The sequence below is a fragment of the Paracoccus sp. MKU1 genome, assembly GCF_001447385.1.
Lineage (GTDB): Bacteria > Pseudomonadota > Alphaproteobacteria > Rhodobacterales > Rhodobacteraceae > Paracoccus.
Map to the genome: position 1 here is coordinate 89,962 of NZ_LLWQ01000193.1, position 25,828 is coordinate 115,789.

Annotated in this window: 24 protein-coding genes; 11 read left to right on the forward strand and 13 right to left on the reverse strand. The window is 68.4% G+C overall.

The window, feature by feature from the left end:
* Positions 1-14: 14 nt before the first annotated feature.
* Both AQY21_RS16630 and ubiA read right to left on the reverse strand, forming a co-directional pair.
* The gene (locus AQY21_RS16630; protein ID WP_238986812.1) at positions 15-2,285 is read right to left on the reverse strand and encodes an OmpA family protein; all 2,271 of its coding nucleotides are present in this window, start codon (positions 2,283-2,285) and stop codon (positions 15-17) included.
* 62 nt (positions 2,286-2,347) lie between these two features.
* Positions 2,348-3,319: a 4-hydroxybenzoate octaprenyltransferase gene (gene ubiA, locus AQY21_RS16635; protein ID WP_058098730.1), complete on the reverse strand. Its 972-nt coding sequence runs from the start codon at positions 3,317-3,319 to the stop codon at positions 2,348-2,350.
* 16 nt (positions 3,320-3,335) lie between these two features.
* Between ubiA and AQY21_RS16640 the strand changes: the two genes are divergently transcribed.
* Together AQY21_RS16640 and AQY21_RS16645 are read left to right on the forward strand one after the other, a co-directional pair.
* The gene (locus AQY21_RS16640) at positions 3,336-4,055 is read left to right on the forward strand and encodes a 16S rRNA (uracil(1498)-N(3))-methyltransferase (protein ID WP_058098731.1); all 720 of its coding nucleotides are present in this window, start codon (positions 3,336-3,338) and stop codon (positions 4,053-4,055) included.
* 238 nt (positions 4,056-4,293) lie between these two features.
* Positions 4,294-4,488: a DUF1127 domain-containing protein gene (locus tag AQY21_RS16645; RefSeq protein ID WP_058098732.1), complete on the forward strand. Its 195-nt coding sequence runs from the start codon at positions 4,294-4,296 to the stop codon at positions 4,486-4,488.
* Positions 4,489-4,604: 116 nt separating this feature from the next.
* Here the strand turns inward: AQY21_RS16645 and AQY21_RS16650 are convergent, their stop codons facing one another.
* Entirely contained in the window at positions 4,605-5,474 is an 870-nt protein-coding gene (locus AQY21_RS16650) for a 50S ribosomal protein L11 methyltransferase (protein ID WP_058098733.1), read from the reverse strand.
* Positions 5,475-6,059, reverse strand: a complete 585-nt coding sequence (msrA, locus tag AQY21_RS16655; protein ID WP_082658153.1) for a peptide-methionine (S)-S-oxide reductase MsrA — start codon at positions 6,057-6,059, stop codon at positions 5,475-5,477.
* A gap of 139 nt (positions 6,060-6,198) precedes the next feature.
* Between msrA and AQY21_RS16660 the strand changes: the two genes are divergently transcribed.
* Positions 6,199-7,182: a P1 family peptidase gene (locus AQY21_RS16660; protein ID WP_058098735.1), complete on the forward strand. Its 984-nt coding sequence runs from the start codon at positions 6,199-6,201 to the stop codon at positions 7,180-7,182.
* A 3-nt stretch (positions 7,183-7,185) separates the two neighbouring features.
* Here AQY21_RS16660 and glmS read toward each other — a convergent pair whose 3' ends face one another.
* Together glmS and glmU are read right to left on the reverse strand one after the other, a co-directional pair.
* Complete coding sequence (gene glmS, locus AQY21_RS16665; RefSeq protein WP_058098736.1) at positions 7,186-9,003, reverse strand: glutamine--fructose-6-phosphate transaminase (isomerizing); 1,818 nt, start codon at positions 9,001-9,003, stop codon at positions 7,186-7,188.
* A gap of 3 nt (positions 9,004-9,006) precedes the next feature.
* The gene (glmU, locus tag AQY21_RS16670) at positions 9,007-10,347 is read right to left on the reverse strand and encodes a bifunctional UDP-N-acetylglucosamine diphosphorylase/glucosamine-1-phosphate N-acetyltransferase GlmU (RefSeq protein WP_058098737.1); all 1,341 of its coding nucleotides are present in this window, start codon (positions 10,345-10,347) and stop codon (positions 9,007-9,009) included.
* Between the two features lie 104 nt (positions 10,348-10,451).
* Between glmU and AQY21_RS16675 the strand changes: the two genes are divergently transcribed.
* Positions 10,452-11,126 carry an HAD-IA family hydrolase gene (locus AQY21_RS16675; RefSeq protein ID WP_058098738.1) on the forward strand — a complete coding sequence of 225 codons (675 nt, stop codon included), beginning with the start codon at positions 10,452-10,454 and terminating at the stop codon, positions 11,124-11,126.
* Positions 11,127-11,199: 73 nt separating this feature from the next.
* Here AQY21_RS16675 and bfr read toward each other — a convergent pair whose 3' ends face one another.
* Together bfr and AQY21_RS27970 are read right to left on the reverse strand one after the other, a co-directional pair.
* Positions 11,200-11,685 (reverse strand): bacterioferritin, encoded by a 486-nt coding sequence (gene bfr, locus AQY21_RS16680; RefSeq protein WP_036750146.1) that lies wholly within the window; start codon positions 11,683-11,685, stop codon positions 11,200-11,202.
* Positions 11,633-11,923 (reverse strand): bacterioferritin-associated ferredoxin, encoded by a 291-nt coding sequence (locus AQY21_RS27970; RefSeq protein ID WP_011746960.1) that lies wholly within the window; start codon positions 11,921-11,923, stop codon positions 11,633-11,635. Before AQY21_RS27970 ends, bfr begins: the two co-directional genes overlap by 53 nt.
* Positions 11,924-12,044: 121 nt before the next feature.
* Here AQY21_RS27970 and queA point away from each other — a divergent pair, with 121 nt between their 5' ends.
* Genes queA through lpdA form a run of 4 tightly spaced genes read left to right on the forward strand, consistent with a single transcriptional unit; the run spans position 12,045 to position 16,419 of the window.
* Positions 12,045-13,100 (forward strand): tRNA preQ1(34) S-adenosylmethionine ribosyltransferase-isomerase QueA, encoded by a 1,056-nt coding sequence (queA, locus tag AQY21_RS16685; protein ID WP_058098739.1) that lies wholly within the window; start codon positions 12,045-12,047, stop codon positions 13,098-13,100.
* The gene (locus AQY21_RS16690; protein WP_058098740.1) at positions 13,100-14,344 is read left to right on the forward strand and encodes an MFS transporter; all 1,245 of its coding nucleotides are present in this window, start codon (positions 13,100-13,102) and stop codon (positions 14,342-14,344) included. The genes queA and AQY21_RS16690 overlap by 1 nt, the downstream gene beginning before the upstream one ends.
* A 56-nt stretch (positions 14,345-14,400) precedes the next feature.
* Entirely contained in the window at positions 14,401-14,982 is a 582-nt protein-coding gene (locus tag AQY21_RS16695; RefSeq protein WP_058098741.1) for a DUF924 family protein, read from the forward strand.
* Between the two features lie 45 nt (positions 14,983-15,027).
* Positions 15,028-16,419 carry a dihydrolipoyl dehydrogenase gene (gene lpdA / locus AQY21_RS16700; protein ID WP_058098742.1) on the forward strand — a complete coding sequence of 464 codons (1,392 nt, stop codon included), beginning with the start codon at positions 15,028-15,030 and terminating at the stop codon, positions 16,417-16,419.
* Positions 16,420-16,505: 86 nt separating this feature from the next.
* On the opposite strand, the gene AQY21_RS16705 is transcribed toward lpdA, so the two are convergent.
* The gene (locus AQY21_RS16705; protein ID WP_058098743.1) at positions 16,506-17,675 is read right to left on the reverse strand and encodes a M20 aminoacylase family protein; all 1,170 of its coding nucleotides are present in this window, start codon (positions 17,673-17,675) and stop codon (positions 16,506-16,508) included.
* Between the two features lie 98 nt (positions 17,676-17,773).
* A complete protein-coding gene (locus tag AQY21_RS16710) occupies positions 17,774-19,603 on the reverse strand; it encodes an ABC transporter ATP-binding protein (protein WP_058098744.1) in 1,830 nt (609 codons plus the stop codon).
* 219 nt (positions 19,604-19,822) lie between these two features.
* Between AQY21_RS16710 and AQY21_RS16715 the strand changes: the two genes are divergently transcribed.
* Genes AQY21_RS16715 through AQY21_RS16725 form a run of 3 tightly spaced genes read left to right on the forward strand, consistent with a single transcriptional unit; the run spans position 19,823 to position 23,514 of the window.
* Positions 19,823-21,535 carry a peptide ABC transporter substrate-binding protein gene (locus AQY21_RS16715; RefSeq protein ID WP_058098745.1) on the forward strand — a complete coding sequence of 571 codons (1,713 nt, stop codon included), beginning with the start codon at positions 19,823-19,825 and terminating at the stop codon, positions 21,533-21,535.
* A gap of 7 nt (positions 21,536-21,542) precedes the next feature.
* Complete coding sequence (locus AQY21_RS16720; RefSeq protein WP_058098746.1) at positions 21,543-22,550, forward strand: ABC transporter permease; 1,008 nt, start codon at positions 21,543-21,545, stop codon at positions 22,548-22,550.
* Entirely contained in the window at positions 22,543-23,514 is a 972-nt protein-coding gene (locus AQY21_RS16725) for an ABC transporter permease (protein WP_058098747.1), read from the forward strand. The genes AQY21_RS16720 and AQY21_RS16725 overlap by 8 nt, the downstream gene beginning before the upstream one ends.
* Before the next feature lie 41 nt (positions 23,515-23,555).
* Here AQY21_RS16725 and AQY21_RS16730 read toward each other — a convergent pair whose 3' ends face one another.
* Genes AQY21_RS16730 through AQY21_RS16740 form a run of 3 tightly spaced genes read right to left on the reverse strand, consistent with a single transcriptional unit; the run spans position 23,556 to position 25,710 of the window.
* The gene (locus AQY21_RS16730) at positions 23,556-24,197 is read right to left on the reverse strand and encodes a thiamine diphosphokinase (protein ID WP_058098748.1); all 642 of its coding nucleotides are present in this window, start codon (positions 24,195-24,197) and stop codon (positions 23,556-23,558) included.
* On the reverse strand, positions 24,194-24,406 hold the full coding sequence (locus AQY21_RS16735; protein ID WP_058098749.1) for a DUF2842 domain-containing protein: 213 nt from the start codon (positions 24,404-24,406) through the stop codon (positions 24,194-24,196). The genes AQY21_RS16730 and AQY21_RS16735 overlap by 4 nt, the downstream gene beginning before the upstream one ends.
* Before the next feature lie 11 nt (positions 24,407-24,417).
* The gene (locus tag AQY21_RS16740) at positions 24,418-25,710 is read right to left on the reverse strand and encodes an adenylosuccinate synthase (protein ID WP_058098750.1); all 1,293 of its coding nucleotides are present in this window, start codon (positions 25,708-25,710) and stop codon (positions 24,418-24,420) included.
* Positions 25,711-25,828: the final 118 nt, after the last annotated feature.

The window sequence follows — 25,828 nt, forward strand, 5'->3', positions numbered from 1 at the left end:
CAAGGGGTTGCGGATCACGGCGCCGAGGCCGGCTCGGGACGCGGCAGCGGGCGGTTCACATGCAACGCGTCGCGGGCGGGGATGGTCGCCGCCTCGATGGCGGCACCGACCAGCGCCTCCTGGACCGGGCGGGTGGCGGCCTCGGCGGGCTCGACCACTTCCGCGGCCTCCGGCAGCAGGCTCGCGGCCGGCAAGGTCGCGGCCCACAGCGCCGGCAGTTCCGGCAACGCCGCCTCTTGCGCCGGCCGGCTGGCCATGCGCGAGGGATCGACCCCGGACAGCAGCAGCCGGACGGGCTCGGTCGCGGCGGACAGCGCCGCCTCTGGGTCGGTGGGCACGCCGAGCGCCGGGCCAATGGCGGCGGTCGCGGCATGCAGCGCCGCCGCGGCAACCCGTGCCGCCACCGCTTCGGGGCTATCGGTGACGCCCTTGACCAGTTCGGCGGGGGCCGGCACCTCGGTCACGACCGGATCGTCGGCCAGCAACAGGAACTCGATGCGGCGGTTGGCCTCGCGCCCGGCATCGGTATCGTTCTCGGCGATGGGCCGGCTTTCGCCATAGCCCTTGGCGGTCATATTGGCGGTGTCGATGCCGGCCGCCGTCATCACCGCCAGCACCGCCTGCGCCCGGGCGCGCGAAAGTTCGGCGTTGAATCCTTCCGAGCCCTGCGAATCGGTATGGCCGCCGATCTCGATGCGGAAATCCGCGCACAGCTTCATCGTCTCGGCCAGCCGGGCCAGCGTCGGGCCCGGATCGCCGGCGATGACGGATTTGTTCGGCTCGAAGCCGATCTCGGATTCCTGCATCGCCGCGTTCAGCCGGTCCACGCATTCGATGCCCGAGGGCAGGCCCAGAAGCGGGTCCATGCGCCGGTCGTAGCGGATCGCCAGCTCATAGCGCGCCCCGGCGCCCAGCCGCTGCGCCAGCCGCGCCGCCGCCACGTCCGAGGCGGTCTGGCTGCCCGAAACGCCGCTGATCCGCACCAGATCCCGCGTCACCCGGGCCTCGCCCCGCGCCAGCCCGTCCAGCGCCTCCAGCGCGGCGATGGCGCGCAATGTCCAGCCCTCGGGAACCGAGGCATCGCTGCGCAGCGCGCTGTCCACCTGGCCGAACCGCGCCCGCGCCAGGCTTTCCACCGCGTCGCGCATGCGCTCGTCGGTGATGCGGCCGCGCAGGCTGACGCCGCCCGGATCGACCAGGGCCGAGAACTCGGCCGGTCCCGCCTCGGCCTCGCCGGGCTTTTCATGCCGGGCGGCCAGCGTGAAGGCCGGGGGCAGTGCCGCTTCCAACCGGCCCGCCGCCTCGTCGAATCTCGCCGCCTCGACATCGGCGGGCGCGAACAGCGCCACATCGGTATCCGAGATCGTCACCGACCCCGCCCCCAGCGCCTCGACGGCGCGGATGGCCGGAACGGCAGCATCGGCCCAGCGGGGCGAGGGCGCGCCGAGGCCCAGCGTGCATTGCGGCTCGCCCGGCACGCCGGCCGCGCGCCCGGCCTCCAGGATGCGGTCGCGCGCGCTCTCGGTATCGGCGGCGCAGGCATCGAAACGGGTGCCGGTCGCATCCTTGACGAAGCGCAGGGTAAAGGGCGCGATCACCGGCCGCGGCGCGGTGATATCGGCCGTCAGCGTGACCCCCGCCGGTTTGGCGCGCTCCAGCGCGGTTTCCAGATCGCGTTTCTCGCGCGGGCTTCCGGCGATGGCGCGGACCGAGACCTCGCCCGCGGCGATCGAGACCTTGGCCTGCCTGGCCAGTTGCGCGGCCTTCAGGCCGAAGGCAAAGGCGTCCTCCCAGCCTTCGGGAACCGGGTAATCGGCGCCCTCCATCAGGTCCGAGACCCGGGCGGCGCCGGTCTGGCGCTTCAGCCGCTCGACCAGCGCCGCGCGGTCCAGGCCGGCGGGCACCAGGCCGATGATCGAAATGCCCTGGTCGTTGCGCAAAAGCTCGACCTCGAAGGCCGGGGTGACCAGTTCGGCGCTGGCGGCGACCTGCATCTTGTCGATCACCCGGCCCGAATCGACCACGGTTTCGGCCCGGACACGGGCGCGGAAACGCTGCACCTCGTCGGGGGCGATGCCCTCCAGCTGGACCTGCAAGCCGTCAGTCCGGACCTGCACCCAATCGTAATCGGCCAGCGCCGCGCGCAGATCCTGGGCCGAGCGGGTCTCGATGAAATCCGCGGCCGCGCGCGCGCCCAGAAAGGACAGGCCGGCCGCCGCCGCAAGGGCAATCAGGCTGGCGGCAAAGGCGGGACCACGGCGTGCGGATCGCTGGGGATTGGCCATCAGGGGGACCTTAGGGCTGTTTCCGACCCGCCGCATGTAATGCCTGCGCCGGATTTTCGCAATCAGACCAGCCCGGCCAAGGCAAGAAACAGCGCAACCACCAGCCCGGCATCGCGGTTGCTGCGAAACAGCCGCAGGCAGCCGGCGCTGTCCGTCATGTCGAATTGCCGCAATTGCCAGGCCAGGTGCGCGGCGAAACCCACCACGCCCAGCAGGCCCAGCGTCAGGCCCAGCCCCTGCGGCGCCGCCGCCATCACCGCCAGCCCCAGAAGCAGCACCGAGGTGGTGCCGAAGCCCGCCAGCCAGCGCGGCGTGTCGCGGCCGAACAGCCGGGCGGTGGACTTGACGCCGATCAGCGCGTCGTCCTCGGCATCCTGGTGGGCATAGATGGTGTCGTAGAAGATCGTCCAGGCGATGCCCGAGAGATAGGCCAGCACCGGCGCCGGGGCCAGGTTGCCGGTATGCGCGGCCCAGGCCAGCAGCACGCCCCAGTTGAAGGCAAGGCCCAGGAAGACCTGCGGCCACCAGGTGAAGCGCTTGGCAAAGGGATAGATCGCCACCAGCGCCAGCGAGGCCACGCCCAGCCCGATGGCCGCGCCGCCCAGCGTCAGCAGGATGGCGAAACCGGCCAGCGCCTGCGCCGCCAGCCAGACCAGCGCCCCCCGGACCGTCACCTGCCCCGAGGGGATGGGGCGCGAGCGGGTGCGCGCCACCTTGTCGTCGATGTCGCGGTCGGTGATGTCGTTCCAGGTGCAGCCGGCGCCGCGCATCAGCACCGCACCCACGCCGCAGGCCACCGCGATCCACAGGTCCCGCCATTCCGGCCGGTCGGCGATCATCGCCAGCCCGATGCCCCACCAGCAGGGCAGCAGCAGAAGCCAGGTGCCGATCGGCCGGTCGGCGCGGGACAGGCGCAGCCACGGCCTCCAGTCGGATGGCGCGTAGCGGTCCACCCAATTGTCGGGCGGCGCATCGGCGACGGTGCTGTGGCCCTCTGGCGTCGGCCCCTCTGGCGTCGGACGGTCGGTCTGCATTAGGCTGCGCCCCATCATGGCGAAAATCAGACTGTTCATAGATCACCCGCTGGCCGAGGGACAAGGCATCGAGCTGAATCCCGACCAGGCGCATTACCTTTCCTCGGTCATGCGGCAGGGTGCCGGGGACGAGATCCTGGTCTTCAACGGCCGCGACGGCGAGTGGCTGGCGCGGATCGAGCGCATCGCCAAGCGGGGCGGCGCGCTGGCGGCGCTGCGCCAGACCGCACCGCAACTCAACCCGCCCGACCTGTGGCTGGTCTTTGCCCCGATCAAGAAGGCGCGCACCGATTTCATCGTGGAAAAGGCGGCCGAAATGGGCGCCGCCCGCATCCTGCCGGTGCAGACCGACCACACCAATTCCGAGCGCATCCGCCAGGACCGCTTGCAGGCCCATGCCGTCGAAGCGGCCGAGCAATGCGGCGGCACCTTCGTCCCCGAGGTCGGCGCGCTGGTGCCGCTGCCGCGGCTGCTGGACGGCTGGGATGCCGGCCGGCGCATCCTCTGGGCGGACGAGGCGCTGGCCGGGCCGGCGCAGGTGCTTTCCGGCCTGCCGCGCGGCCCCTGGGCGATTCTGATCGGCCCCGAGGGCGGCTGGTCCGAATCGGAGCGCAAGCGGCTTTCGGCCATGGATTGCGTCACGCGCATCGCGCTCGGGCCGCGAATCCTGCGCGCCGACACGGCTGCCGTGGCGTCACTGGCGCTGTGGCAGGCCAGCCTGGGCGACTGGCGCTGAACGGTTCGGTCTGGATCGCGCAATCTTCCCGCAGAAAACCGGTCCTTGGCGAGAGAATTTTGCGATGCAGCATCATTTCCGGCCGCATTCCGCAAAAAGTTAGGAATTCTGGCGCCTTATGCACGCGCTGCATGGCAGAGATGCCGGTTTGTCCGTGGTTTTCGTGAATTGCCCGGCCTATATGCTGATGCATCAACGAAGCGCCCGATAAGCGGGCAATGATCTCAAGGTGAAAACTATGTCGGCGATTGACACGAACCGCATCCATAGCGGGGCGGGCTCTCTCGGTATTGGCTCGAAAATCTGGGCGGCCCTGTCCGCTTGGAACGATGCGCGCGTGACGAAGAACGCGCTGAGCCGTCTTTCGGATCGCGAGCTGGACGATATCGGTCTGTGCCGCGGCGATATCGAACGGATTGCGCGCGCCCGCTAAGCAGCGGTTGAAGACGCGAAAACGGCTGCGCAGGGAAACCGCGACAGACCTTTTCCGGCCCGGATGGGCAAGACGAACAGGCGGCCTCGCAAGGCCGCCTTTAGTATTTTCGGCGATCAGCCGCGCCTGACGACCAGGGTGGACCATTCGCCCAGATCGTCGCGCCGCTCCAGCGCCAGCCCGCCCGCCGCATAGGCCGCGATCACCTCCTCGGCCTGGGTGACGAGGATGCCCGACAGGATCGCCCTGCCGCCCGGCGCAAGCTGGCGCGCCATGTCCGGCACCAGGTCGATCAGCGGCTGCTTCAGGATATTGGCGAAAACCAGGTCGAAGGGCGCCGCGCTCTCGATCAGCGGATGGTCGAAGCCCACCGCCTCGACGCATTCGACGCGCCCGTCCAGCCCGTTGGCGATGACATTGGCGCGGGCCACGTCCACCGCCTGCGGGTCGATATCGCCGGCCAGCACGATCACCGGGAAGGACCGCGCCGCCGCCATGGCCAGAACCGCCGTGCCGCAGCCGATATCGACGATGCGCTGCGGCTCGGCACCCTCGGCGATCATGCGGTCCAGCGCCAGCAGGCAGCCCTTGGTCGTGGCGTGATGGCCGGTGCCGAAGGCCATGGCCGCCTCGATCAGCAGCGCCTCGGCCCCCTCGGGCACCTTGTCGGCGTCATGGCCGCCATGGACGAAAAAGCGCCCGGCCTCGACCGGCGAAAGCTCGCGCCGGACATGGGCGACCCAGTCCACCTCGGGCAGTTCGGAGACCGCGAAGGGCGGTGCGTCCCAGGCCGCGGCCAGCAGCGCCAGCCCCACATCGTCGGGGGCCTCGGTGAAGTAAAGCCCCACCTCCCAGCGGTCCGAGCCGTCCTCGATCTCGAAAACGCCGCTGCCGACGGGCTCGGGGGTCAGATCCTCGCCCGCCTCGGCAAGCGCCTCGGCCGCCTCGCGGCCTTTGGCATGGGTCAGTGCGGTCCAGGTCGGCATTCAATATCCCTCGGCTATATCGGTCAGGGGGGCTTTGACACCCGTGCCGCGCAAGCCGCAATAGCCATCGGGATAACGGTCGAGATATTGCTGGTGGTCGTCCTCGGCCCGCCAGAACGGCCCGGCGGGAATGATCTGCGTGGTGATGTCGGGATAGCCCTGCACCGCCAGCCGGTTGCCGTAGTCGGCCTTGCTGAGTTCCGCCGCCGCCTTCTGGCTGTCGTTGAACACCATGATGAGCGAGCGGTATTGCGAGCCCACATCATTGCCCTGCCGGTTGCCCTGGGTCGGGTCGTGGTTTTCCCAGAAGATCTGCAACAGCCGCTCATAGCTGACGCGCGAACTGTCATAGACCACGCGCACCACCTCGGCATGGCCGGTGCCGCCGGCGCAGACCTGCTTGTAGCTGGGATTCTCGACCGTACCGCCGGCAAAGCCGACCTCGGTCAGCCAGACGCCCTCCTGCTGCCAGAACAGCCGCTCGACGCCCCAGTAACAGCCCATGCCGAAGATCGCCTGATCGTAGCCTTTCGGCATCTCGGCATCCAGCGGCCGGCCGAAAATCCTGTGAATGGGGGCACTCATGGTCGCGTCCTTTCGCATGTCCTGCCGCATTAGGTAGGCGCGGCGGCCCGACCGTGCAACGCCGGAATGCGGGCGCGGGTTGCAGCCGGCGGGGCGCGTCGTGCAGATTGCGGGCCGATCCCCCTTGCAGGAGGCCGCGATGCGTCCCGGACCGCGAAACCTGATTACCGATGTCGCCGGCCTGCGGGTCGGCAATGCCCGCGACGACGCGCTGCGCTCGGGCAGCACGGTGCTGCTGGGCGAGGCGCCCTTCGCCTGCGGCGTCAACGTCATGGGCGGCGCGCCCGGCACGCGCGAGACCGAGCTGCTGGCCCCCGACAAGCTGGTCGGCGGAGTCGATGCGCTGGTGCTGTCGGGCGGCTCGGCCTTCGGGCTTGCCGCCTGCGACGGCGTGTCCGACGGGCTGCGCGCCATGGGCCGGGGCTTCCAGATCGGCCCGGTGCGCGTGCCCATCGTGCCCGGCGCCATCGTCTTCGACCTGCTGAACGGCGGTGACAAGGATTGGGACGCCAACCCCTATCCCGCGCTCGGCCGGGCGGCGCTGGCGGCGGCCGGCGCCGATTTCGCACTTGGCAGCGAAGGGGCGGGCACCGGCGCGATGACGCATCGCTGGAAGGGCGGACTCGGCTCGGCCTCGGCGGTGCTGGAGGGCGGCATCACCGTCGGCGCGCTGGTGGTGGTGAATGCGCTGGGATCGGTGACGGCGGGCGAGACCCGGCAGTTCTGGGCCGCGCCGTGGGAGCTTGGGGGCGAGTTCGGCGGGCTGGGCCTCTCCGGTCCCTACCCCGCCGCGCATGAGCCGAGTCCCATGAAGCGGCTGGGCGAAGCGACGACCATCGCCATCGTCGCCACCGACGCGGCGCTGGACAAGGCCGGGCTGACCCGGCTGGCCACGGCGGCGCAGGACGGCATGGCCCGCGCCATCGTGCCTAGCCACACGCCTTTCGACGGCGACCTGGTCTTTGCCGTCTCGACCGGCGCGAAGCCCCTGCCCGATCCGGCGCTGACACCGTTCCAACTGGGCCATGCCGCGGCCTGCACGCTGGCCCGCGCCATTGCGCGCGGCGTCCATGCGGCAAGCCCGCGGCCGGGCGACCTGCAACCCTGCTGGCGCGAGGGCTAGGCCCTATTCCACCGTCACCGATTTCGCCAGGTTGCGCGGCTGGTCCACATCCGTGCCCTTGGCGACCGCCGTGTGATAGGCCAGATACTGCATCGGCACGGCGTAAAGGATCGGCTGGAACAGCCCGCCGCCCGAGGGCATGGCCAGCCCGGCGCGCATGCCGTGGCCGCCGGCCTCCAGCCCCTCGGCATCCGAGATCAGCAGCACCTGCCCATGCCGCGCCATGACCTCCTGCATGTTCGAGACGGTCTTTTCGAACAGCGCGTCGCGCGGCGCCAGCACCACCACCGGCACGTTGCGGTCGATTAGCGCGATGGGCCCGTGCTTCAACTCGCCCGAGGCATAGCCCTCGGCATGGATATAGCTGAGTTCCTTGAGCTTCAGCGCGCCTTCCAGCGCCACCGGATAAAGCGGACCCCGGCCCAGATACAGCACGTCCTGCGCCTCGGAAAGCCAGCCGGCCAGGCGGCGGCATTCGTCGCTGACCGCGAGCGCCTGGTTCAGCAGCCCCGGCAGCGCGCGCAGATCGGCCAGATGCGCCGCCAGTTCGGCATCCGTCAGCCGGCCGCGATCCCGCGCCGCCTTCAGCGCCAGCACCGCCAGCACCGCAAGCTGGCAGGTAAAGGCCTTGGACGAGGCCACGCCCACCTCGATCCCGGCCAGCGTCGGCAGGGCGATGTCGGCGTCGCGCGCGATGGCCGAGGTGCCGACGTTCACCACCCCCACCGTGCGCGCCACCTTGCTGCGGGCATAGTGCAGCGCCGCCAGCGTATCCGCCGTCTCGCCCGACTGGCTCACGAAGAGCGCCCAGCTTTGCGGCGAGAGCGGCGGCTCGCGATAGCGGAACTCGGACGCCACATCCAGGTCGCAAGGCAGCCCCGCCAGCGATTCGAACCAATAGCGCGCGACATGCGCGGCATAAAAGGCGGTGCCGCAGCCGACCAGCGTCAGCCGGTCCACCTCGCGGAAGTCCAGCGCCTCGGGCAGCACGATCCGGTCGCCCTTGATGTAATGGTTCAGCGCATCGCCCAGCACCACCGGCTGCTCGGCGATTTCCTTGGCCATGAAATGCCGGTAGCCGCCCTTGTCGATCTGGGTCGCGCCGACGTCGATTTGCTGGATCTCGCGATTGGCGGGGCGGCCCTCGGCGTCGAAGATCTCGGCGCCCGCGCGGCGGAGGATGGCGTGGTCGCCATCCTCCAGATAGGTGATCCGGTCGGTAAAGGGCGCCAGCGCGATGGCGTCCGAACCCAGGAACATCTCGCCCTCGCCATGGCCCACGGCCAGCGGGCTGCCCTTGCGGGCGGCGATCATCAGGTCGGGCTCGCCCTCGAACAGGAAGGCCAGCGCAAAGGCGCCGTCCAGCCGCGCCAGCACCGCCCGCGCCGCCGTCACCGGATCCATGCCCTGCCCCATGTGCCAGGCGGCCAGCAGCGCCACGGTCTCGGTATCGGTCTGCGATTCCGGCTGCAAGCCCAGCGCCACCACCTCGTCGCGCAATTCGCGAAAATTCTCGATGATGCCGTTATGAACGACGGCAACCGGCCCGCGGCGATGCGGATGCGCGTTGGCCTCGGTCGCCGCGCCGTGGGTGGCCCAGCGGGTATGGCCGATGCCGGCATGGCCGGTCAGCGGATCATGCACCAGCCGGTCGGACAGGTTCACCAGCTTGCCCACCGCGCGGCGGCGGTCCAGACGCCCCGAGGCATCCACCGTCGCCACCCCGGCGCTGTCATAGCCGCGATATTCCAGCCGCTTCAGCGCCTCGACCAGCTGGGGCGAGACCTCGTGATTGCCGAGGATTCCGATGATGCCGCACATGGGTCAGTTCCCCTTCTTCTGGCGCAGGGCCTGCATCAGCCGCGTGGCAAGCCCGGGCTTGGTGACCTGGCGCGCGCGTCCCAGCGCCAGCGCATCGTCCGGCACGTCCTCGGTGATGACCGAGCCCGAGCCGGTCATCGCCCGCGCCCCCACCCGCACCGGCGCGACCAGCATGGTGTCCGAGCCGATGAAGGCATGGGCGCCGATCTCGGTCCGGTGCTTGCCGACGCCGTCGTAATTGCAGGTGATGGTGCCGGCGCCGATATTCGTGGCCTCGCCGATATGGGCGTCGCCCAGATAGGTCAGGTGGCCGACCTTGACGCCCTCGTCCAGCACGGCGTTCTTGATCTCGACGAAATTGCCGACATGCACGTCGCCGCCCAGCTCAGCGCCGGGACGCAGCCGGGCGAAAGGGCCAACCGTGGCGCCGGCGCTGACATGGCAACCTTCCAGATGGCAGAAGGGCAGGATCTCGGCGCCGCTTTCGACGGTCACGCCGGGGCCGAAGACCACGTTCTGCCCGATCACCGCGTCGCGGCCGATGCAGGTGTCGAGCGCGAACCAGACCGTCGCCGGATCGCTCAGCGTCACGCCGTCCTCCAGCGCCCGGGCGCGGGCGCGGGCCTGGAAAGCGGCCTCGGCCTGCGCCAGTTCGGCGCGGGTGTTGATGCCCAGCGTCTCGGATTCGTCGCAGGTCACCACCTCGACCCGGTGGCCGGCGGCGCGGGCCAGTTCGGGAATGTCGGTCAGGTAGTATTCGCCCGCCGCGTTGCGGTTGCCGATCCGGGGCAGAAATTCGCGCAACAGCGCCGCATCCGCCGCCAGCACGCCGGAATTGACCAGGCGGATGGCGCGCGTCGCCTCGTCGGCGTCCTTGTATTCGACGATGCGCTCCAGCCCCTCGGGGCCGGTGACCAGCCGGCCGTAGCGGCCGGGATCGGCGGCCTCGAAGCCCAGCACCACCACGTCGGCGGCATGGCTGGCAAGATTGGCCAGCGTCTCCTCGCCGATGAAGGGGGTGTCGCCGTAAAGCACGATCACCCGACCCTCGAACCCTTTCAGCAGCGGCATGGCCTGGCGCACGGCATGGGCGGTGCCGAGCTGCTCTTCCTGCAGGGCGAGGCGCGCCTCGGGGTCCAGCTTCGCCACCGCCTTGGCTACCGCCTCGGCGCCATGGCCGGCGACCACGATCACCTCTTCGGGTTCCAGCAGGCGGCCGGTGGCCAGCGCGTGCCCGACCAGCGGCACGCCGCCCAGCCGGTGCAGCACCTTGGGCAGGTCCGACTGCATGCGGCTGCCCTGTCCGGCGGCCAGCACGATCAGCGCGACGGGTTTCTCGGTCATCTCTGCCCTCTTGCCTGTTCCTTATCCTTGCCGGGCGTTCTACCTAGAGGGCGGCGGTCGGGAAAGGCCCCGGCGGATCAAACATCTTGACGGAAGGTTACAGCATGGCGGGAACGGTGGTCTTCGATCTGGACGGCACGCTGGCCGATACATCCGGCGACCTGATCGCGGCGGCCAATGCCTGCTTCCATGCCCGCGGCCTGGGCGCATTGCTGGACCCCATCGAGGACGCGCTGATCGCCTTTCACGGCGGCCGCGCCATGCTGCGCGCGGGCTATGCGCGGCTGCCCGGCGACAGGCTGCTGCCGCCCGGCGCCGAGGACGAGGATTATCCGCGCCTGCTGGGTCATTACGGCGAGGCGATCGCCATCCACACCCGGCTCTATCCCGGGGCCCAGGCGGCGCTGGACCGGCTGGCCGAGGCCGGCCACCGGCTGGCGGTCTGCACCAACAAGCCCGCCGCGCTGGCCGAGACGCTGCTGCGCGAACTGGGCATCCGCGACCGGTTCGCGGCCATGATCGGCGCCGACACGCTGCCGGTGCGCAAGCCCGATCCCCGCCCCTATCAGGCCGCGGTCGAAACGGCGGGCGGCAAGGTGGCGCAATCCTTCCTGGTCGGCGATACCGAGACCGACCGCAGGACCGCCGCCGCGGCCGGTGTCAAGGTCGCGCTGGTAGCCTTCGGCCCCGAGGGCGAGGCGCTGCGCCGCCTTGCGCCCGAGGCGATGCTGGCGCATTTCGACGACCTGCCGGAACTGGCCGCCGACTGGCTGGCCTGAACGGCTGGGCCAAAATTAAAGGGGGCCGCCAAGGGCCCCCTGATGCGTGCGTTTGCCACAGGCTTGTCCGGCCCTATTCGGCCTCGTCGGCGGATTTGGCGTTGAGCTGGCCGTAATTCTGCGCCCCGATCTCTTCGTAAAGGCCCAGCTGGGTTTCGAGGAAGTCGATATGCCCCTCCTCGTCGGTCAGCAGCGAATCGAACAGGTTCTTGCTGACGTAATCGCCGACCTTGTCGCAATATTCCCGCGCCTCGATGTAAAGGGTGCGGGCGTCGTATTCGGCCGCCAGGTCGGATTCCAGCGTTTCCTTGAGGTTCTGGCCGATCCGCAGCGGATCCAGCTTTTGCAGGTTCGGATGCCCCTCCAGGAAGATGATTCGCTGGATCAGCCGATCCGCGTGATGCATTTCCTCAATGGATTCGCCGCGGGATTTGTCGGCGATCTTGCCGTAGCCCCAATCCTCTTGCAGGCGATAATGCAACCAATACTGGCTGACCGCGGTGAGTTCAGACCGTAGCGCTGCGTTGAGATACTCGATGACCTTTGCGTCGCCCTTCATGGCTTACCCCTGTGCGGTTGGCTTTCAGCCCCCGCAGGATGGGGGGCACAGCCAGATTATCGCATCCGCGCATGGTGTCCAGAAACAAAGGCATACAGCCCCCGCAGTCGGCGCGTTTGCCGAGTGCGTGATAGATCTTGCCGGGGGTGATGATCGTCTCGGGGTCCGCAGCACGCATCCAGTCAATGGCGGCCTTGATGTCGTAGTCCGAGATCTGGGTGCAGTGGCAGACGATCATTTACTCACCTTCGGTTGGCCAAAACTTACCCATTTCCTCGGATAAGTAAAGCCTGAGTTTTTCACTTTGTGATGACCGCCCGCCTTGACGCCCCCCGGCAGCCCGGACACAACCTAAGCCCATGAAGCTGGACGATTTCGACTTTCACCTGCCCGAGACGCTGATCGCGACCCGCCCGGCACGGCCGCGCTCCTCGGCGCGGCTGCTGCTGGCCCAGGGCGATTCGATTCGCGACCTGCATGTGCGCGACCTGACCGATCTGCTGGGGTCGGGCGATCTGCTGGTGCTGAACGACACCAAGGTCATCCCGGCGCGGCTGAACGGCACGCGCGCGCGCCAGACCCCGCAGGGCGAGGCGGTGGCGAAGGTCGAGGTTACGCTGCTGGAGCCCGTGGCCGATGGCTGGAAGGCGCTGGCCAAGCCGCTGCGCAAGCTGAAGCCGGGCGAGGTGATCCGCTTCGGCACGGCGCTGTCCGCCGAGGTGGCCGAGATCGCCGGGGGCGAGCTGACCCTGCGCTTCGACGCCACGGGCGAGGCGTTCGACGCCGCGCTGGCGCAGGTCGGCGCCATGCCGCTGCCGCCCTATATCGCCGCGCTGCGCGCCCCGGACGAGGCCGACCGCCAGGACTACCAGACCGTCTGGGCGCGGCGCTCGGGCGCCGTCGCCGCCCCGACCGCCAGCCTGCATTTCGACGACGCCCTGCTGGAGCGGCTGGCGGCCAGGGGCGTGCGCTTCGCCCATGTCACCCTGCATGTCGGCGCCGGCACCTTCCTGCCGGTCAAGGTTCAGGACGTGACCACTCACAAGATGCACGGCGAATGGGGCGAGGTCACGCCCGAGGCCGCCGCAGCGATCAACGCCACCCGCGCCGCCGGCGGACGGGTGATCCCGGTCGGCACCACGGCGCTGCGGCTGATCGAATCGGCGGCGGCCGAGGACGGCACCGTGCATCCCTTCCAGGGCGTTACCGAGATCTTCATCTATCCGAGCTATCGCTTTCGCGTGACGGATGCCCTGATGACCAATTTCCACCTGCCGAAATCGACTCTGCTGATGCTGGTCAGCGCCCTGATGGGCCAGGACCGCATCCGCAGCATCTATCGCCATGCGGTGGAATCGGGCTATCGCTTCTTCAGCTATGGCGATGCCTCCCTGCTGATACCGAAGGATCCGTGATGCTGACCGTGCTGCGCACCACCTGGCCGTTGCTTCTGGGCATTCTGCTCTTGATGGTCGGGAACGGCATGCAGGGCACGCTTCTGGGCATCCGCGGCAAGATCGAGGATATTTCGACCGGCCAGATGTCGGTGGTGATGGCGGCCTATTTCGGCGGCTTCCTGCTGGGCTCGCGCGTGGTGCCGGAACTGATCCGCAAGGTCGGCCATGTCCGGGTCTTTGCCGCGTTGGGATCGCTGATCTCCTCGGTGCTGATCCTCTATGCGGCGGCGCCGCATTGGATCTCCTGGTCACTGATGCGGCTGCTGATCGGCTTCTGCTTCTCGGGCGTCTACATCACCGCGGAAAGCTGGCTGAACGCCGGCACCACCAACGAGACCCGCGGCCAGGCCATGTCGGCCTATATGATCATGCAGATGCTGGGCATCATCTCGGCGCAGCTGCTGATCAACACGGCGGACCCGGCCGGCTACCTGCTGTTCGTGATTCCCTCGGTCCTGGTCAGCCTGTCCTTCCTGCCGATCCTGCTCTCGACCCAGCCCGCGCCGCAATTCTCCACCCTGAAGCGCATGAGCTTCGGCAGCCTGTTCCGCGTCTCGCCGCTGGGCTGCATCGGCATCTTCCTGATGGGCGGGGTATTCTCGGCGCTGTTCGGTATGGCCTCGGTCTGGGGCTCGACCAAGGGGCTCTCGGTGCGCGAGATCTCGGCCTTCGTCGCTGCGATCTATGCCGGCGGGCTGCTCCTGCAATATCCGATCGGCTGGCTTTCCGACCATGGCGACCGGCGCGTCATCGTGCTAGGGTTGTCGGTGCTGGGCGCGGTGGTCAGCCTGGCCACGGTAACGCTGCAACCCGGCATCTGGGGCCTGATCCTGGCGGCGGCGCTGATCGGCGGCGTGGCCAATCCGGTCTATTCGCTGCTCTTGGCCTATACCAACGACTTTCTGGACAGCAGCGACATGGCCGCCGCCTCGGCCGGGCTCTTGTTCATCAACGGCGTCGGCGCCATGGCCGGGCCGCTCATCACCGGCTGGTTGATGTCGCTGCTGGGTCCGGACGGGTTCTGGGTCTATATCGGCCTGCTGCTGGCGGTGCTGGCCTTCTATGCCGGCTGGCGCCGCACCCGCCGCCCGACCCCGGTTCTGGACCAGAGCTTCGCCATCATCGCCCCCTCGGCCACGCCGGTCGCGGTCGAGGCAGCGCTGGAGACCGCCAGCTCCGACGACGAGGACAAGCCCGCCTGACGGCTTGCGGCTGGCGGCCGGCTCTGCAACCATCCGGGAAAACGGAGGACAAAGCCATGACCGACGCCGCGACACCCGAGGAGATCAACCGCTTCTGGCTCGACGAGATCGGCGAGAAGGGCTGGTATATCCGCTCGGATGCGGTGGACGAAACCATCCGCCGGCGCTTCCAGCCCAGTTGGGAGCGCGCCGCCGATCTGGTGCCCGGCTGGGCCACCACGCCCGAGGGGATGCTGGCCGGGCTGATCCTCACCGACCAGTTCCCCCGCAACATGTTCCGCGAGGATGCCCGTGCCTTCGCCACCGACCCCCTGGCGCGCAGCCTCGCCCGCGAGGCCGTCGAGAGCGGCCTTCACCTGCGCATCGAACCGCCCGCCCGGCAATTCGTCTATCTGCCCTTCGAGCATTCCGAGGACCTGGCCGACCAGGAGCGCGCGGTCAGCCTGTTCGCCGAATTCATGCCCGGCGAGAACCTGCGCCATGCCGAATTGCACCGCGACGCCATCGCCAAATTCGGCCGCTTCCCCTGGCGCAATGCGGCGCTGAACCGCGTGCCCACGCCGGCGGAAATCCGCGTCATGGAGGCCGGCGGCTATGGTGCGCTGGTCTCGGGCAAGCTGTCGCTTGCTGACGTCTGAAAATTGGTTTAACGCTGAACTATCTTTTCTGATAGGGGGACATCCATGGCGCAGAGCTTTGACATGGTGGTGATCGGTTCCGGCCCTGGCGGCTATGTCTGCGCCATCCGCGGCGCGCAGCTGGGGCTGAAGGTGGCCTGCATCGAGCGCGAGCATCTGGGCGGCATCTGCCTGAACTGGGGCTGCATCCCGACCAAGGCGCTGCTGCGCTCGGCCGAGGTCTTCCATCTCATGCACCGCGCCAAGGAATTCGGCCTCTCGGCCGACAAGATCGGCTACGACCTCGGCGCCGTGGTGCAACGCTCGCGCGGCGTGGCCAAGCAGCTCGCCGGCGGCGTCGGCCACCTGCTGAAAAAGAACAAGGTCACCGTCATCATGGGCGAGGCCAGCCTGACCGCCCCCGGCAAGATCAGCGTCAAGACCGACAAGGGCAGCGAGGAGGTCACGGGCAAGGCCATCGTGCTCGCCACCGGCGCCCGCGCCCGCGAACTGCTGGGACTGGAACCGGACGGCGATCTGGTCTGGAACTACAAGCACGCCCTGCAACCGCCGCGCATGCCGAAAAAGCTGCTGGTCATCGGCTCGGGCGCCATCGGCATCGAATTCGCCAGCTTCTTCAACACGCTGGGCGCCGACACCACGGTGGTCGAGGTCATGGACCGCGTCCTGCCGGTCGAGGATGCCGAGATCTCGGCCCTGGCCAAGAAGCAATTCGTCAAGCAAGGCATGAAGATCCTCGAAAAGGCGGCGGTCAAGAAACTCGACCGCGCCAAAGGCAAGGTCACCGCCCATATCGAGACCGGCGGCAAGACCGAAACGCATGAGTTCGACACGGTGATCTCGGCCGTCGGCATCGTCGGCAACGTGGAAAACCTCGGCCTGGAAAAGCTGGGCGCCAAGATCGACCGCACCCATGTCGTCACCGACGAATATTGCCGCACCGGCGTCGAGGGGCTCTATGCCATCGGCGACGTGGCCGGCGCCCCCTGGCTGGCGCACAAGGCCAGCCACGAAGGCGTCATGGTCGCGGAACTGATCGCCGGCCAGCACCCGCATCCGATCAAGCCGAACTCGATCCCCGGCTGCACCTATTGCAATCCGCAGGTCGCCTCGGTCGGCCTGACCGAGGAAAAGGCCAAGGCCGCCGGCTACGAGGTCAAGGTCGGCCGCTTCCCCTTCATCGGCAACGGCAAGGCCATCGCGCTCGGCGAGCCCGAGGGGCTGATCAAGACCGTCTTCGACGCCAAGACCGGCGAGCTCCTGGGCGCCCACATGGTCGGCGCGGAAGTCACCGAACTGATCCAGGGCTATGTCGTCGGCCGCACACTGGAGACCACCGAGGCCGAGCTGATGGAGACGGTGTTCCCGCACCCGACGCTGTCGGAAATGCTGCACGAGGCCACGCTCTCGGCCTATGGCCGCGCCATCCACTTCTGAACGACGAAAGGGGCCTCGCGGCCCCTCTTCTTTGTTGCGCAAATACCCCACGGGGGTCCGGGGGTGTGAAACCCCCGGCCCGGCCGTCACGCCGGCAGCGGCATCCGCGCCTCGACCATGCCGGCATACCAGCTCGCGCCGGCCGGGATGGCATTGTCGTCGAAGTCATAGGCCGGATGATGCACCATGGCGGTATCGCCATTGCCGACGAAGATATAGGCGCCGGGACGTTCGTTCAGCATATAACTGAAATCCTCGCCCGCCATCAGCGGCTCCATCTCCATGTCCACATCGCCCGCCACCTGCCGCGCGACCTCCGCCGCGAAGCCCGTAGCCTCGGAATGGTTCATCGTCACCGGATAGCCGCGGTCATAGGTGACCTCGGCCACGGCGCCGAAGGCGGCGGCGGTGTGGGTGGCGACGCGCCTGATGCCCTCCTCCAGCTGGTCGCGCACCTCGGGGGCAAGGCTGCGGGCCGTCCCCTTCAGCTTCACCACCTGCGGGATGACGTTATGCGCGGTGGAATCGGTCTGCACCACGCAGACCGAGACGACGCCGCTTTTCAGCGGATCGACATTGCGCGCGACGATGGATTGCAGCGCCACGATGATCTGCGCCGCGACCAGCGTGGTGTCGATCGCCTCATGCGGCTTGGCGGCATGGCCGCCCTTGCCGGTCACCACGATGTCGAACTGGTCGGCGGCGGCCATCATCGCGCCCTCGCGGATGGCGAAGCTGCCCACCGGATAGCCGGGCATGTTATGCATGCCATAGAATTCCTGGATGCCCCAGCGCTCGACCAGCCCGTCGCGGACCATGGCGAGACCGCCCGCGCCGCCCTCCTCGGCGGGCTGGAAGATCACCACGGCGGTGCCGTCGAAATTGCGCGTCTCGGCCAGGTATTTCGCCGCGCCCAGCAGCATGGCGGTATGGCCGTCATGGCCGCAGGCATGCATGACCCCCGGCGTCTTCGAGGCATATTCCGCCCCGGTCCGCTCGTGGATCGGCAGCGCGTCCATGTCGGCGCGCAGCCCGATCACCCGGCCGCTGCTGTTGCTGCGGCCCCTGATGACGCCCACCACGCCGGTGCGGCCGACACCCTCGGTCACCTCGTCCACGCCGAAGCCGCGCAGCAGTTCGGCCACCCGGCCGGCGGTGCGGTGGACCTGATAGTCAAGCTCGGGATTTTCGTGGAAGTCGCGGCGCCAGGCGGTGATCTCGGGCAGCAATTCGGCAAAGCGGTTCTTGACGGGCATGTGACGATCTCCTTCGCCCGGCAGGTTACGCCTTTCGCACCGCACCGCAAGGCCGCGCAGCCGGGCGCAGGGCATTGCGTGGCGCAGGGGCCCGCGCTTTATCCATGCGTCGCCGGCTCGGCCAGCACCAGATGGCCGGGCGCCACCTCGCGATAGACCGAGGGCGCAGGCGCATGGCCGACGGGATGGATCGGCGAGGGGATGGGGCGGAAGCGCAGCTCCTCGCCGATCTTCCTGCGGCGCGGATCGGCGACCGGCACCGCGGCCATCAACTGGCGGGTATAGCCGTGCTGGGGATTCTCGAAGACCTGCCTGCGGGTGCCGATTTCGACGATGCGGCCCAGATACATGACGCCGACATGATGGCTGACGCGCTCGACCACCGCCATGTCATGGCTGATGAACAGCATCGAGATGCCCAGGTCGCGCTGCAATTCCATCAGCAGGTTCAGCACCTGCGCCTGCACCGAGACGTCCAGCGCCGAGACCGCCTCGTCGGCGATGATGAGCTTCGGGTTCAACGCCAGGGCCCGGGCGATGGCGATGCGCTGGCGCTGGCCGCCCGACAGCTCATGCGGATAGCGGCGCATGAAGCCGCGCGGCAGTTCCACCCGGTCGAAAAGCTGGGCGATGCGGTCGCGGCGCTCGGCACGGTTGCCGATGCCGTAGTTCAGCATCGGCTCCTCGATCTGATCGAGCAGGCGCATCTGCGGATCGAGGCTGGCGAAAGGGTCCTGGAAGATCATCTGCATGTCGCGCCGCGCCTTGCGCAGATCAGATGGACCCAGAGCCAGGATGTCGCGCCCGGCAAGGCTGACCTGCCCCGATGTCGGCTCGACCAGCCGCAGGATCGAGCGGCCGGTGGTGGACTTGCCGCAGCCCGATTCGCCCACCAGCGACAGCGTCTCGCCGGCATTGACGGTGAAGGAGACGTCTTCGACCGCATGCACCCGCGCCACGGTGCGGCGCAGGATGCCGCCCTTGACCGCAAAGCGGGTGCAAAGGTTCCGGACCACCAGCAGCGGCTCGGGAGCAGGCGGGATCACGGGCTCGGGCCGCGCCACCTGCCCCTCGCGCATCAGCCGCATCGGCTCGGGCGCGTCGCGCCCGGTCATCTCGCCCAGCCGCGGCACGGCGGCAAGCAGCGCCCGGGTATAGGGCTCGCGCGGCGATTTGAAGATCTGCTGGACCGTGCCTTCCTCGACCTTGTTGCCGCGGAACATGACCACGACGCGGTCGGCCATCTGCGCCACCACCGCCATGTCATGGGTGATGAACAGCACCGCCATGCCGGTCTCGCGCTTCAGCCGGTCGATCAGCGCCAAGATCTCGGCCTGGATGGTCACGTCCAGCGCCGTGGTCGGCTCGTCGCAGATCAGCAGGCGCGGGCGGCAGGCCATGGCCATGGCGATGACGACGCGCTGACGCATCCCGCCCGAAAGCTCGTGCGGATATTGCCGCAGCCGCCGCTCGGGCTCGGGGATGCGCACCTCGGCCAGAAGCTCCAGCGCGCGGGCGCGGGCCTGGGCGCGCGTCAGGCCGCGATGCACGACCAGCCCCTCGGCAAGCTGTTCGCCCACGGTAAAGACCGGGTTCAGCGCCGTCATCGGCTCCTGGAAGATCATCGCGATCTCGTTGCCGCGGATGTCGCGCATGGCGGCGGGCGGAGCCTTGGCGAGGTCCACTTCGCCCCGCTCGCGCTGGAACAGCAGCCGGCCGCCGGCGATGGTGCCGCCGCCGAATTCGACCAGGCGCATCAGCGACAGCGAACTGACCGACTTGCCCGAGCCGGATTCGCCCACCACGCAGAGGCATTCGCCGGGCCGGATGTCGAAGGACAGGTCCTCGACACCGGTGACCGGGCCGTCATGGGTCTGGAACTCGACCCGCAACCCTTCGACCCGGACCAGCGGCTTTTCGTCCAGCATCCGTGCCCCCTGACCATCGCTTCGGCAATCAGGCTAATACGGCAAGGCCACATTGCAACCGCAAACCCGGATCGGAACTTGATTCTTGCTTTTTATCCGGGACCTGTCCGAAACTCGCCGCATCCGAGGGACAGCAAGGCCGGGGACAAGGCAGAGACAAAACACCACCCGAACCGGCAGCCCGGCAGTCCCGCGCAGATCCACCAACAGGAGAGAGCGATGAAACTGAAATCCCTGATGCTGGGCGCGGCGGCCGCGACCGCCCTTGCCGCCGCCATGGCCCCGGCCGCATTCGCCGAGCGGGGCAGCGACGGGCAGGTCAATGTCATCATGTGGCAGGCGCCCTCGACGATGAACCCCTATCTGTCGGCCGGCACCAAGGACATCATCGCCAGCAGCGTCACGCTGGAGCCGCTGGCCAGCTTCACCCCCGAGGGCGAGGTGGTGCCGCGCCTGGCCGCCGAGATCCCCTCGGTCGAAAACGGCGGCATCTCCGAGGATCTGAGGACGGTCACCTGGAAATTGCAGCCGGGCATCAAATGGTCGGACGGCACGCCCTTCACCGCCGGGGACGTGGCCTTTACCGCGGAATATTGCATGAGCCCGCAAGGCGGCTGCGCCCAGCTTGCCAAGTTCGAGGGCGTCGAAAAGGTCGAGGCGGTCGATGAGCTGACCGTGCGGGTCACCTTCGTCTCGCCCCGGCCCGATCCCTTCTCGGCCTTCGTGGGCGCGCAATCGCCGATCCTGCAAAAGGCGCAGTTCCAGAACTGCCTGGGCGAGGCGGCGCCGACCTGCACCGAGCAGAACTTCAACCCCGTCGGCACCGGCCCCTTCGTGGTCAAGGAGTTCCGCACCAACGACGTGATCTCCTTCGCCGCCAATCCCGAATATCGCGACCCCGCCAAGCCCGCCTTCGCCACGCTGCTGATGAAGGGCGGCGGCGATGCGGCAGCGGCGGCGCGCGCGGTGCTGGAGACGGGCGAGTTCGACTATGCCTGGAACACCCAGCTCTCGCCGGACGTGATCGCCGGCATGGAGGCGGCGGGCAAGGGCAAGAACGTCGCCGCCTTCGGCAGTCTGGTCGAGCGCATCCATGTCAACCTGACCGACCCCTCGTCCAGCCTGCCCGAGGGCGAGCGCTCGACGGTCAAGCATCCGCATCCGATCCTGACCGACCCGGCGGTGCGCAAGGCGCTGTCCATGGCCATCGACCGGCAATTGCTGACCGAGATCGGCTATGGCCCGGCCGGGCAGCCGACCTGCAACCTGGTGCCGGCGCCCGCCGCCTGGGCGTCCGAGAACACCGAATGCCTGACCCAGGACATCGAGGCGGCCAAGGCGCTGCTGGACGAGGCGGGCTGGACCGTCGGCGCGGGCGGCGTGCGCGAAAAGGACGGCAAGCGGCTCACGCTGCTGTTCCAGACCTCGGTCAACGCGGTGCGGCAGGACTTCCAGGCGCTGATCAAGCAATGGTGGTCCGAGATCGGCGTCGAGACCGAGTTGAAGGTGGTGGACCCCTCGGTTTTCTTCGGCGGCGATGCCGGCTCGCCCGACACGTTCCAGAAGCTCTATGCCGATGTCGAGATGTACGCCAACAACTTCGAGGGTTCCAACCCCGAGCCCTATCTGGCGCGTCAGACCTGCGACAAGGCGCCGGGGCCCGAGAACCAGTGGCAGGGCGAGAATACCAGCCGCTATTGCGACCCGGAATACGACCGGCTGATCGCCGAGATGACGCAGATCGTCGATCCGGCCGAGCGCGGCGCCATGGGCCGGCGGCTGAACGAGATGCTGACCAAGGACAGCAACGCCATCATCCCGCTGGTCTATCGCGGCACCACCTCGGCCGTGTCGAACACGCTGGGCGGCGTGGCGCTGAACGCCTGGGACAGCGAATTGTGGAACGTCGCGGATTGGCATCGCGCGAAGTGACGCGGCGATGCTGAGCTTTGCCCTGCGCCGGCTGCTGCTGGCGGTGCCGACGCTGCTGTTCATCTCGCTGGTGATCTTTCTGCTGCTCGAGGCTTCGCCCGGCGATCCGCTGGGCGACGTGCCGCTGACCGTGCCGCCCGAGGTCAAGGAGCGGATGCGCGAGGCGCTCGGCCTCGGGCAGGCTTGGTATATCCGCTACGTGCTGTGGCTGAAGCAGTTCTTCTGGGTCGAGCCGCTCTATTGGTTCGACCGCGCCTTCGGCACCGGCTTCAGCCAGGGCATGCAGCGCATCATCAGCTTCCAGAGCCGCAGCCCGGTCTTCGACGTGATCGCCGAGCGGCTGCCGCAGACGCTGACCGTCGTCGGCATGTCCTATCTGGTCGGCGTGATGATCGCGCTGCCGATCGGCATCATCTCGGCCTATCGGCAATATTCCTGGTTCGACCAGATCGGCACCTTCATCTCGATGGTCGGCTTCTCGCTGCCGACCTTCTTTACCGGGGTGGTGCTGATCATCGTCTTCGGCATCAAGCTGCAATGGTTCCCGTCGATCTACGACACCACGCATCGGGTGACGGATTGGGACAGTTTCCTGGTGCAGCTGCGGCAGATGGCGATGCCGGTCGCGGTGCTGGCGCTGTATAACGCGGCGCAGATCAGCCGCTTCATGCGTGCCTCCATGCTGGACAACCTGCGGCAGGATTACGTGCGCACCGCGCGGGCCAAGGGCCTGTCCGAGCGCGTCGTGGTGCTGAAGCACGTGCTGCGCAATTCGCTGATCCCGGTGGTCACGGTGATCGCGCTGGGTCTGCCGGCGGTCTTCGGCGGCGCCATCATCACCGAGCAGGTGTTCAAGGTGAACGGGCTGGGACAGCTGCTGATCCTGGCCATCCATGCCAACGACATGCCGATGGTGATGACACTGACCTTCATCTTCGCGGTGCTGATCGTCGGCTTCACCCTGATCGCCGACCTGCTCTATGGCGTGCTGGACCCGAGGATCCGCTATGACTGACCGGCTGCTGATCGAGGAGAGCGCGGTGAACGCCGCCGCACCGGGGGCCGAGGCGCTGCCGCCCGCCGATCCGCCGCCCGAGACGCACGCCCGCAGCCAATCGCGCGACATCTGGCGGCAGTTCCGCAACCATCGCGGCGCCATGCTGGCGCTGGTGCTGTTCGTGGCGATCCTGCTGTTCGTCGGCATCGGGCCGCTGGTCTGGACCATCGATCCCGGCTTCGTCGATATCCGCGCCCGCAACCAAGGCTTCAGCGCGGCACATCCCCTGGGCACCGACCAGTTGGGCCGCGACATGCTGGCGCGCCTGATGGCGGGGGGTCAGGTTTCGCTGGCGGTCGGGCTAACCGCCATGGCCGTGGCGCTGACGCTGGGCAGCCTGATCGGCATCGGCTCGGGCTATTTCCGCCGGCTCGACGCGCCGCTGATGCGGCTGACCGAACTGTTCCTGGCCCTGCCGCTGCTGCCCCTGCTGCTGCTGATGGTGACGCTGTTCCGCGAACCCCTGGGCCGCGCCATGGGACCGGCGGGCGGCACCTTCCTGCTGATCGTCAGCGCCATCGGCATCACCTCCTGGATGCAGACGGCGCGCATCCTGCGCGGCGAGGTGCTGGGGCTCAAGGAGCGCGAGTTCATCCTGGCGGCGCAATCCATCGGCACGCCGGCGCCGCGCATGATCCTGCGCCATGTGCTGCCCAACGTGATCTCACCCATCGTGGTGGCGGCGACGCTGGGCATCGCCACGGCGATCATCACCGAAAGCGCGCTGTCCTTTCTGGGACTGGGCTTTCCGCCGGATTTCCCGACCTGGGGGCGGCTGCTCTATGACGCGGTGGACCAGATGCAGATGTATCCCTGGCGGGTGGTGTTGCCGGGGCTGCTGATCTCGCTGACGGTGCTGTCGGTGAACTATATCGGCGACGGGTTGCGCGATGCCATGGACCCGCGGATCCGGGGACGCTGAGCGGCGCGGTCGCATGAGTATTTGGGAAACGGTGAAAGCGGTCAGAGCGCGCGGGCCAGCGTCGGGAGTTCCGAGCGCGGCAGGATCAGCAGCATCGGGCCGTCGCATTCCAGCGTGACCGGGCCGGTCGCCTCGTTCGAGGTGCCGCTGCGGCCGTCCGGCGCGAAGGCCAGGCCGTCGAGGGGCCATTTCAGGCCCGTCGAGCGGCCGGTGGCCGGGCCCATCGGGAAAAGCGAGACCCGCGTGCCGGGCACGAGGTCCAGCAAGAGGCGGGGTGGGGCGAGCGTGATCACGTCCTCGCCGGCGATCAGCAGGCAGGGCGGGCCGATGCGGCGGGCGATCACGCCGAGCACCGAGAGGAAATGGTCATGCCGCGCGCCGGAGAAACCCAGCGCAACGACGAAGGGCGCGTCGAGATTGGACAGGCATTTCTCGAAATCGGTGCTGTCCTGTTCGGCGATGGGGTGCTGGTTTTCGACCGGGATCTCGGCCCGGGCGCGGGCAGAGATGCTGTCGAAATCGCCCCAGACCGCCGCCGGCATCAGCCCGTGGCTCAGCGCGGTATCGGCGCCGCTGTCGGCGGCGGCCACCACCGGCGCGAGCCGCAGCGCCTGCTCCAGATCGGCGCGGCCGACCGGCGCACCGCCGATCAGCGTGACCGGGCGGGCGCTTGTCAGCCTCATTCGCCCTTGCCGATGCCGGTGAAGACCTTGCGGAAGGGCAGCGCCCAGAGGATGCCCAAGGCGGCATAGACCGCCAACTCGATCAGGATCGGCTGGCGGCCCCAGGTCCGGTCCATCCAGTTCACCAGGCTCACCGCCACCACGATATAGAGCGGCAGCCCGATCAGCAGGATCACCAGCGACCAGCGTTTGCGCGTCTTGAGGTCCATGTCAGCCCGTATCAGTCCGCGAAGGGATCGGTCACGAGGATGGTATCGTCACGCTCGGGCGAGGTCGAGAGCAGCGCCACCGGGCATTGGATCAATTCCTCGATGCGGCGGACGTATTTGATCGCATTGGCCGGCAGGTCGGCCCAGGACCGCGCGCCTTGCGTCGATTCCTGCCAGCCTTCCATTTCCTCGTAGATCGGCTTTGCCTTGGCCTGAAGCGCGGCGGCGGTGGGCAGATGGTCGTAATGCTGGCCGTCCACCTCGTAGCCGGTGCAGATCTTGAGCGTCTGGAAGCCGTCCAGCACGTCGAGCTTGGTCAGCGCGATGCCGTCCACGCCCGAGATGGCGCAGGTCTGGCGCACCAGCACCGCATCGAACCAGCCGCAGCGGCGCTTGCGGCCGGTGACGGTGCCGAATTCATGGCCGCGCTCGCCCAGGCGCTGGCCGTCGGCATCGTCGAGCTCGGTCGGGAACGGGCCTTCGCCGACGCGGGTGGTATAGGCCTTGACGATGCCCAGCACGAAGCCGATGGCCGAGGGGCCGAGCCCGGTGCCGCTGGCCGCCATGCCCGACATGGTGGTCGATGAGGTCACATAGGGATAGGTGCCGAAATCGATGTCGAGCAGGCTGCCCTGCGCGCCCTCGAACAGGATGCGCTTGCCGGATTTGCGGGCATCGTTCATCACCTTCCAGACCGGCTGGGCGTATTGCAGCAGTTTCGGCGCGATCTCCAGCAGCCTGGCGCGCAGCTCCGCCCGGTCGATGGGCGCGGCGCCCAGACCCTGGCGCAGCGCGTCGTGATGGGCGAGCAGGCGGTCCAGGCGGGAATCCAGCGTCTCCTCGTCGCCCAGGTCGGCGACGCGGATGCTGCGGCGGCCGACCTTGTCCTCATAGGCCGGGCCGATGCCGCGGCCGGTAGTGCCGATCTTGCTGGCGCCGGCGGCTTCCTCGCGCAGCTTGTCGAGGTCCTGGTGCAGCGGCAGGATCAGCGGCGTGTTCTCTGCGATCATCAGGTTTTCCGGGCTGATCTCGACGCCCTGCGCGCTCAGCTTGTCGATTTCGGCGAACAGCGACCAGGGGTCCAGCACCACGCCATTGCCGATGACCGCCATCTTGCCCTTGCGCACGATGCCCGAGGGCAGGAGCGACAGCTTGAAGACTTGATTGCCGATGACCAACGTGTGGCCGGCGTTGTGGCCGCCCTGGAAGCGCGCGATCACATCGGCGCGTTCCGACAGCCAGTCGACGATCTTGCCCTTGCCCTCGTCGCCCCATTGCGCGCCGACGACCACCACATTGGCCATTGTGCTTCCCCTTGCGGTCATGAATGCCGCGAACCGTATAATGGCCGAAGCCCTTGGGGGGAAGCGCATTCCGCCCTGCCTGCGAAATGTCCAGCCTGCCCCGATTTCGCGCAGATCG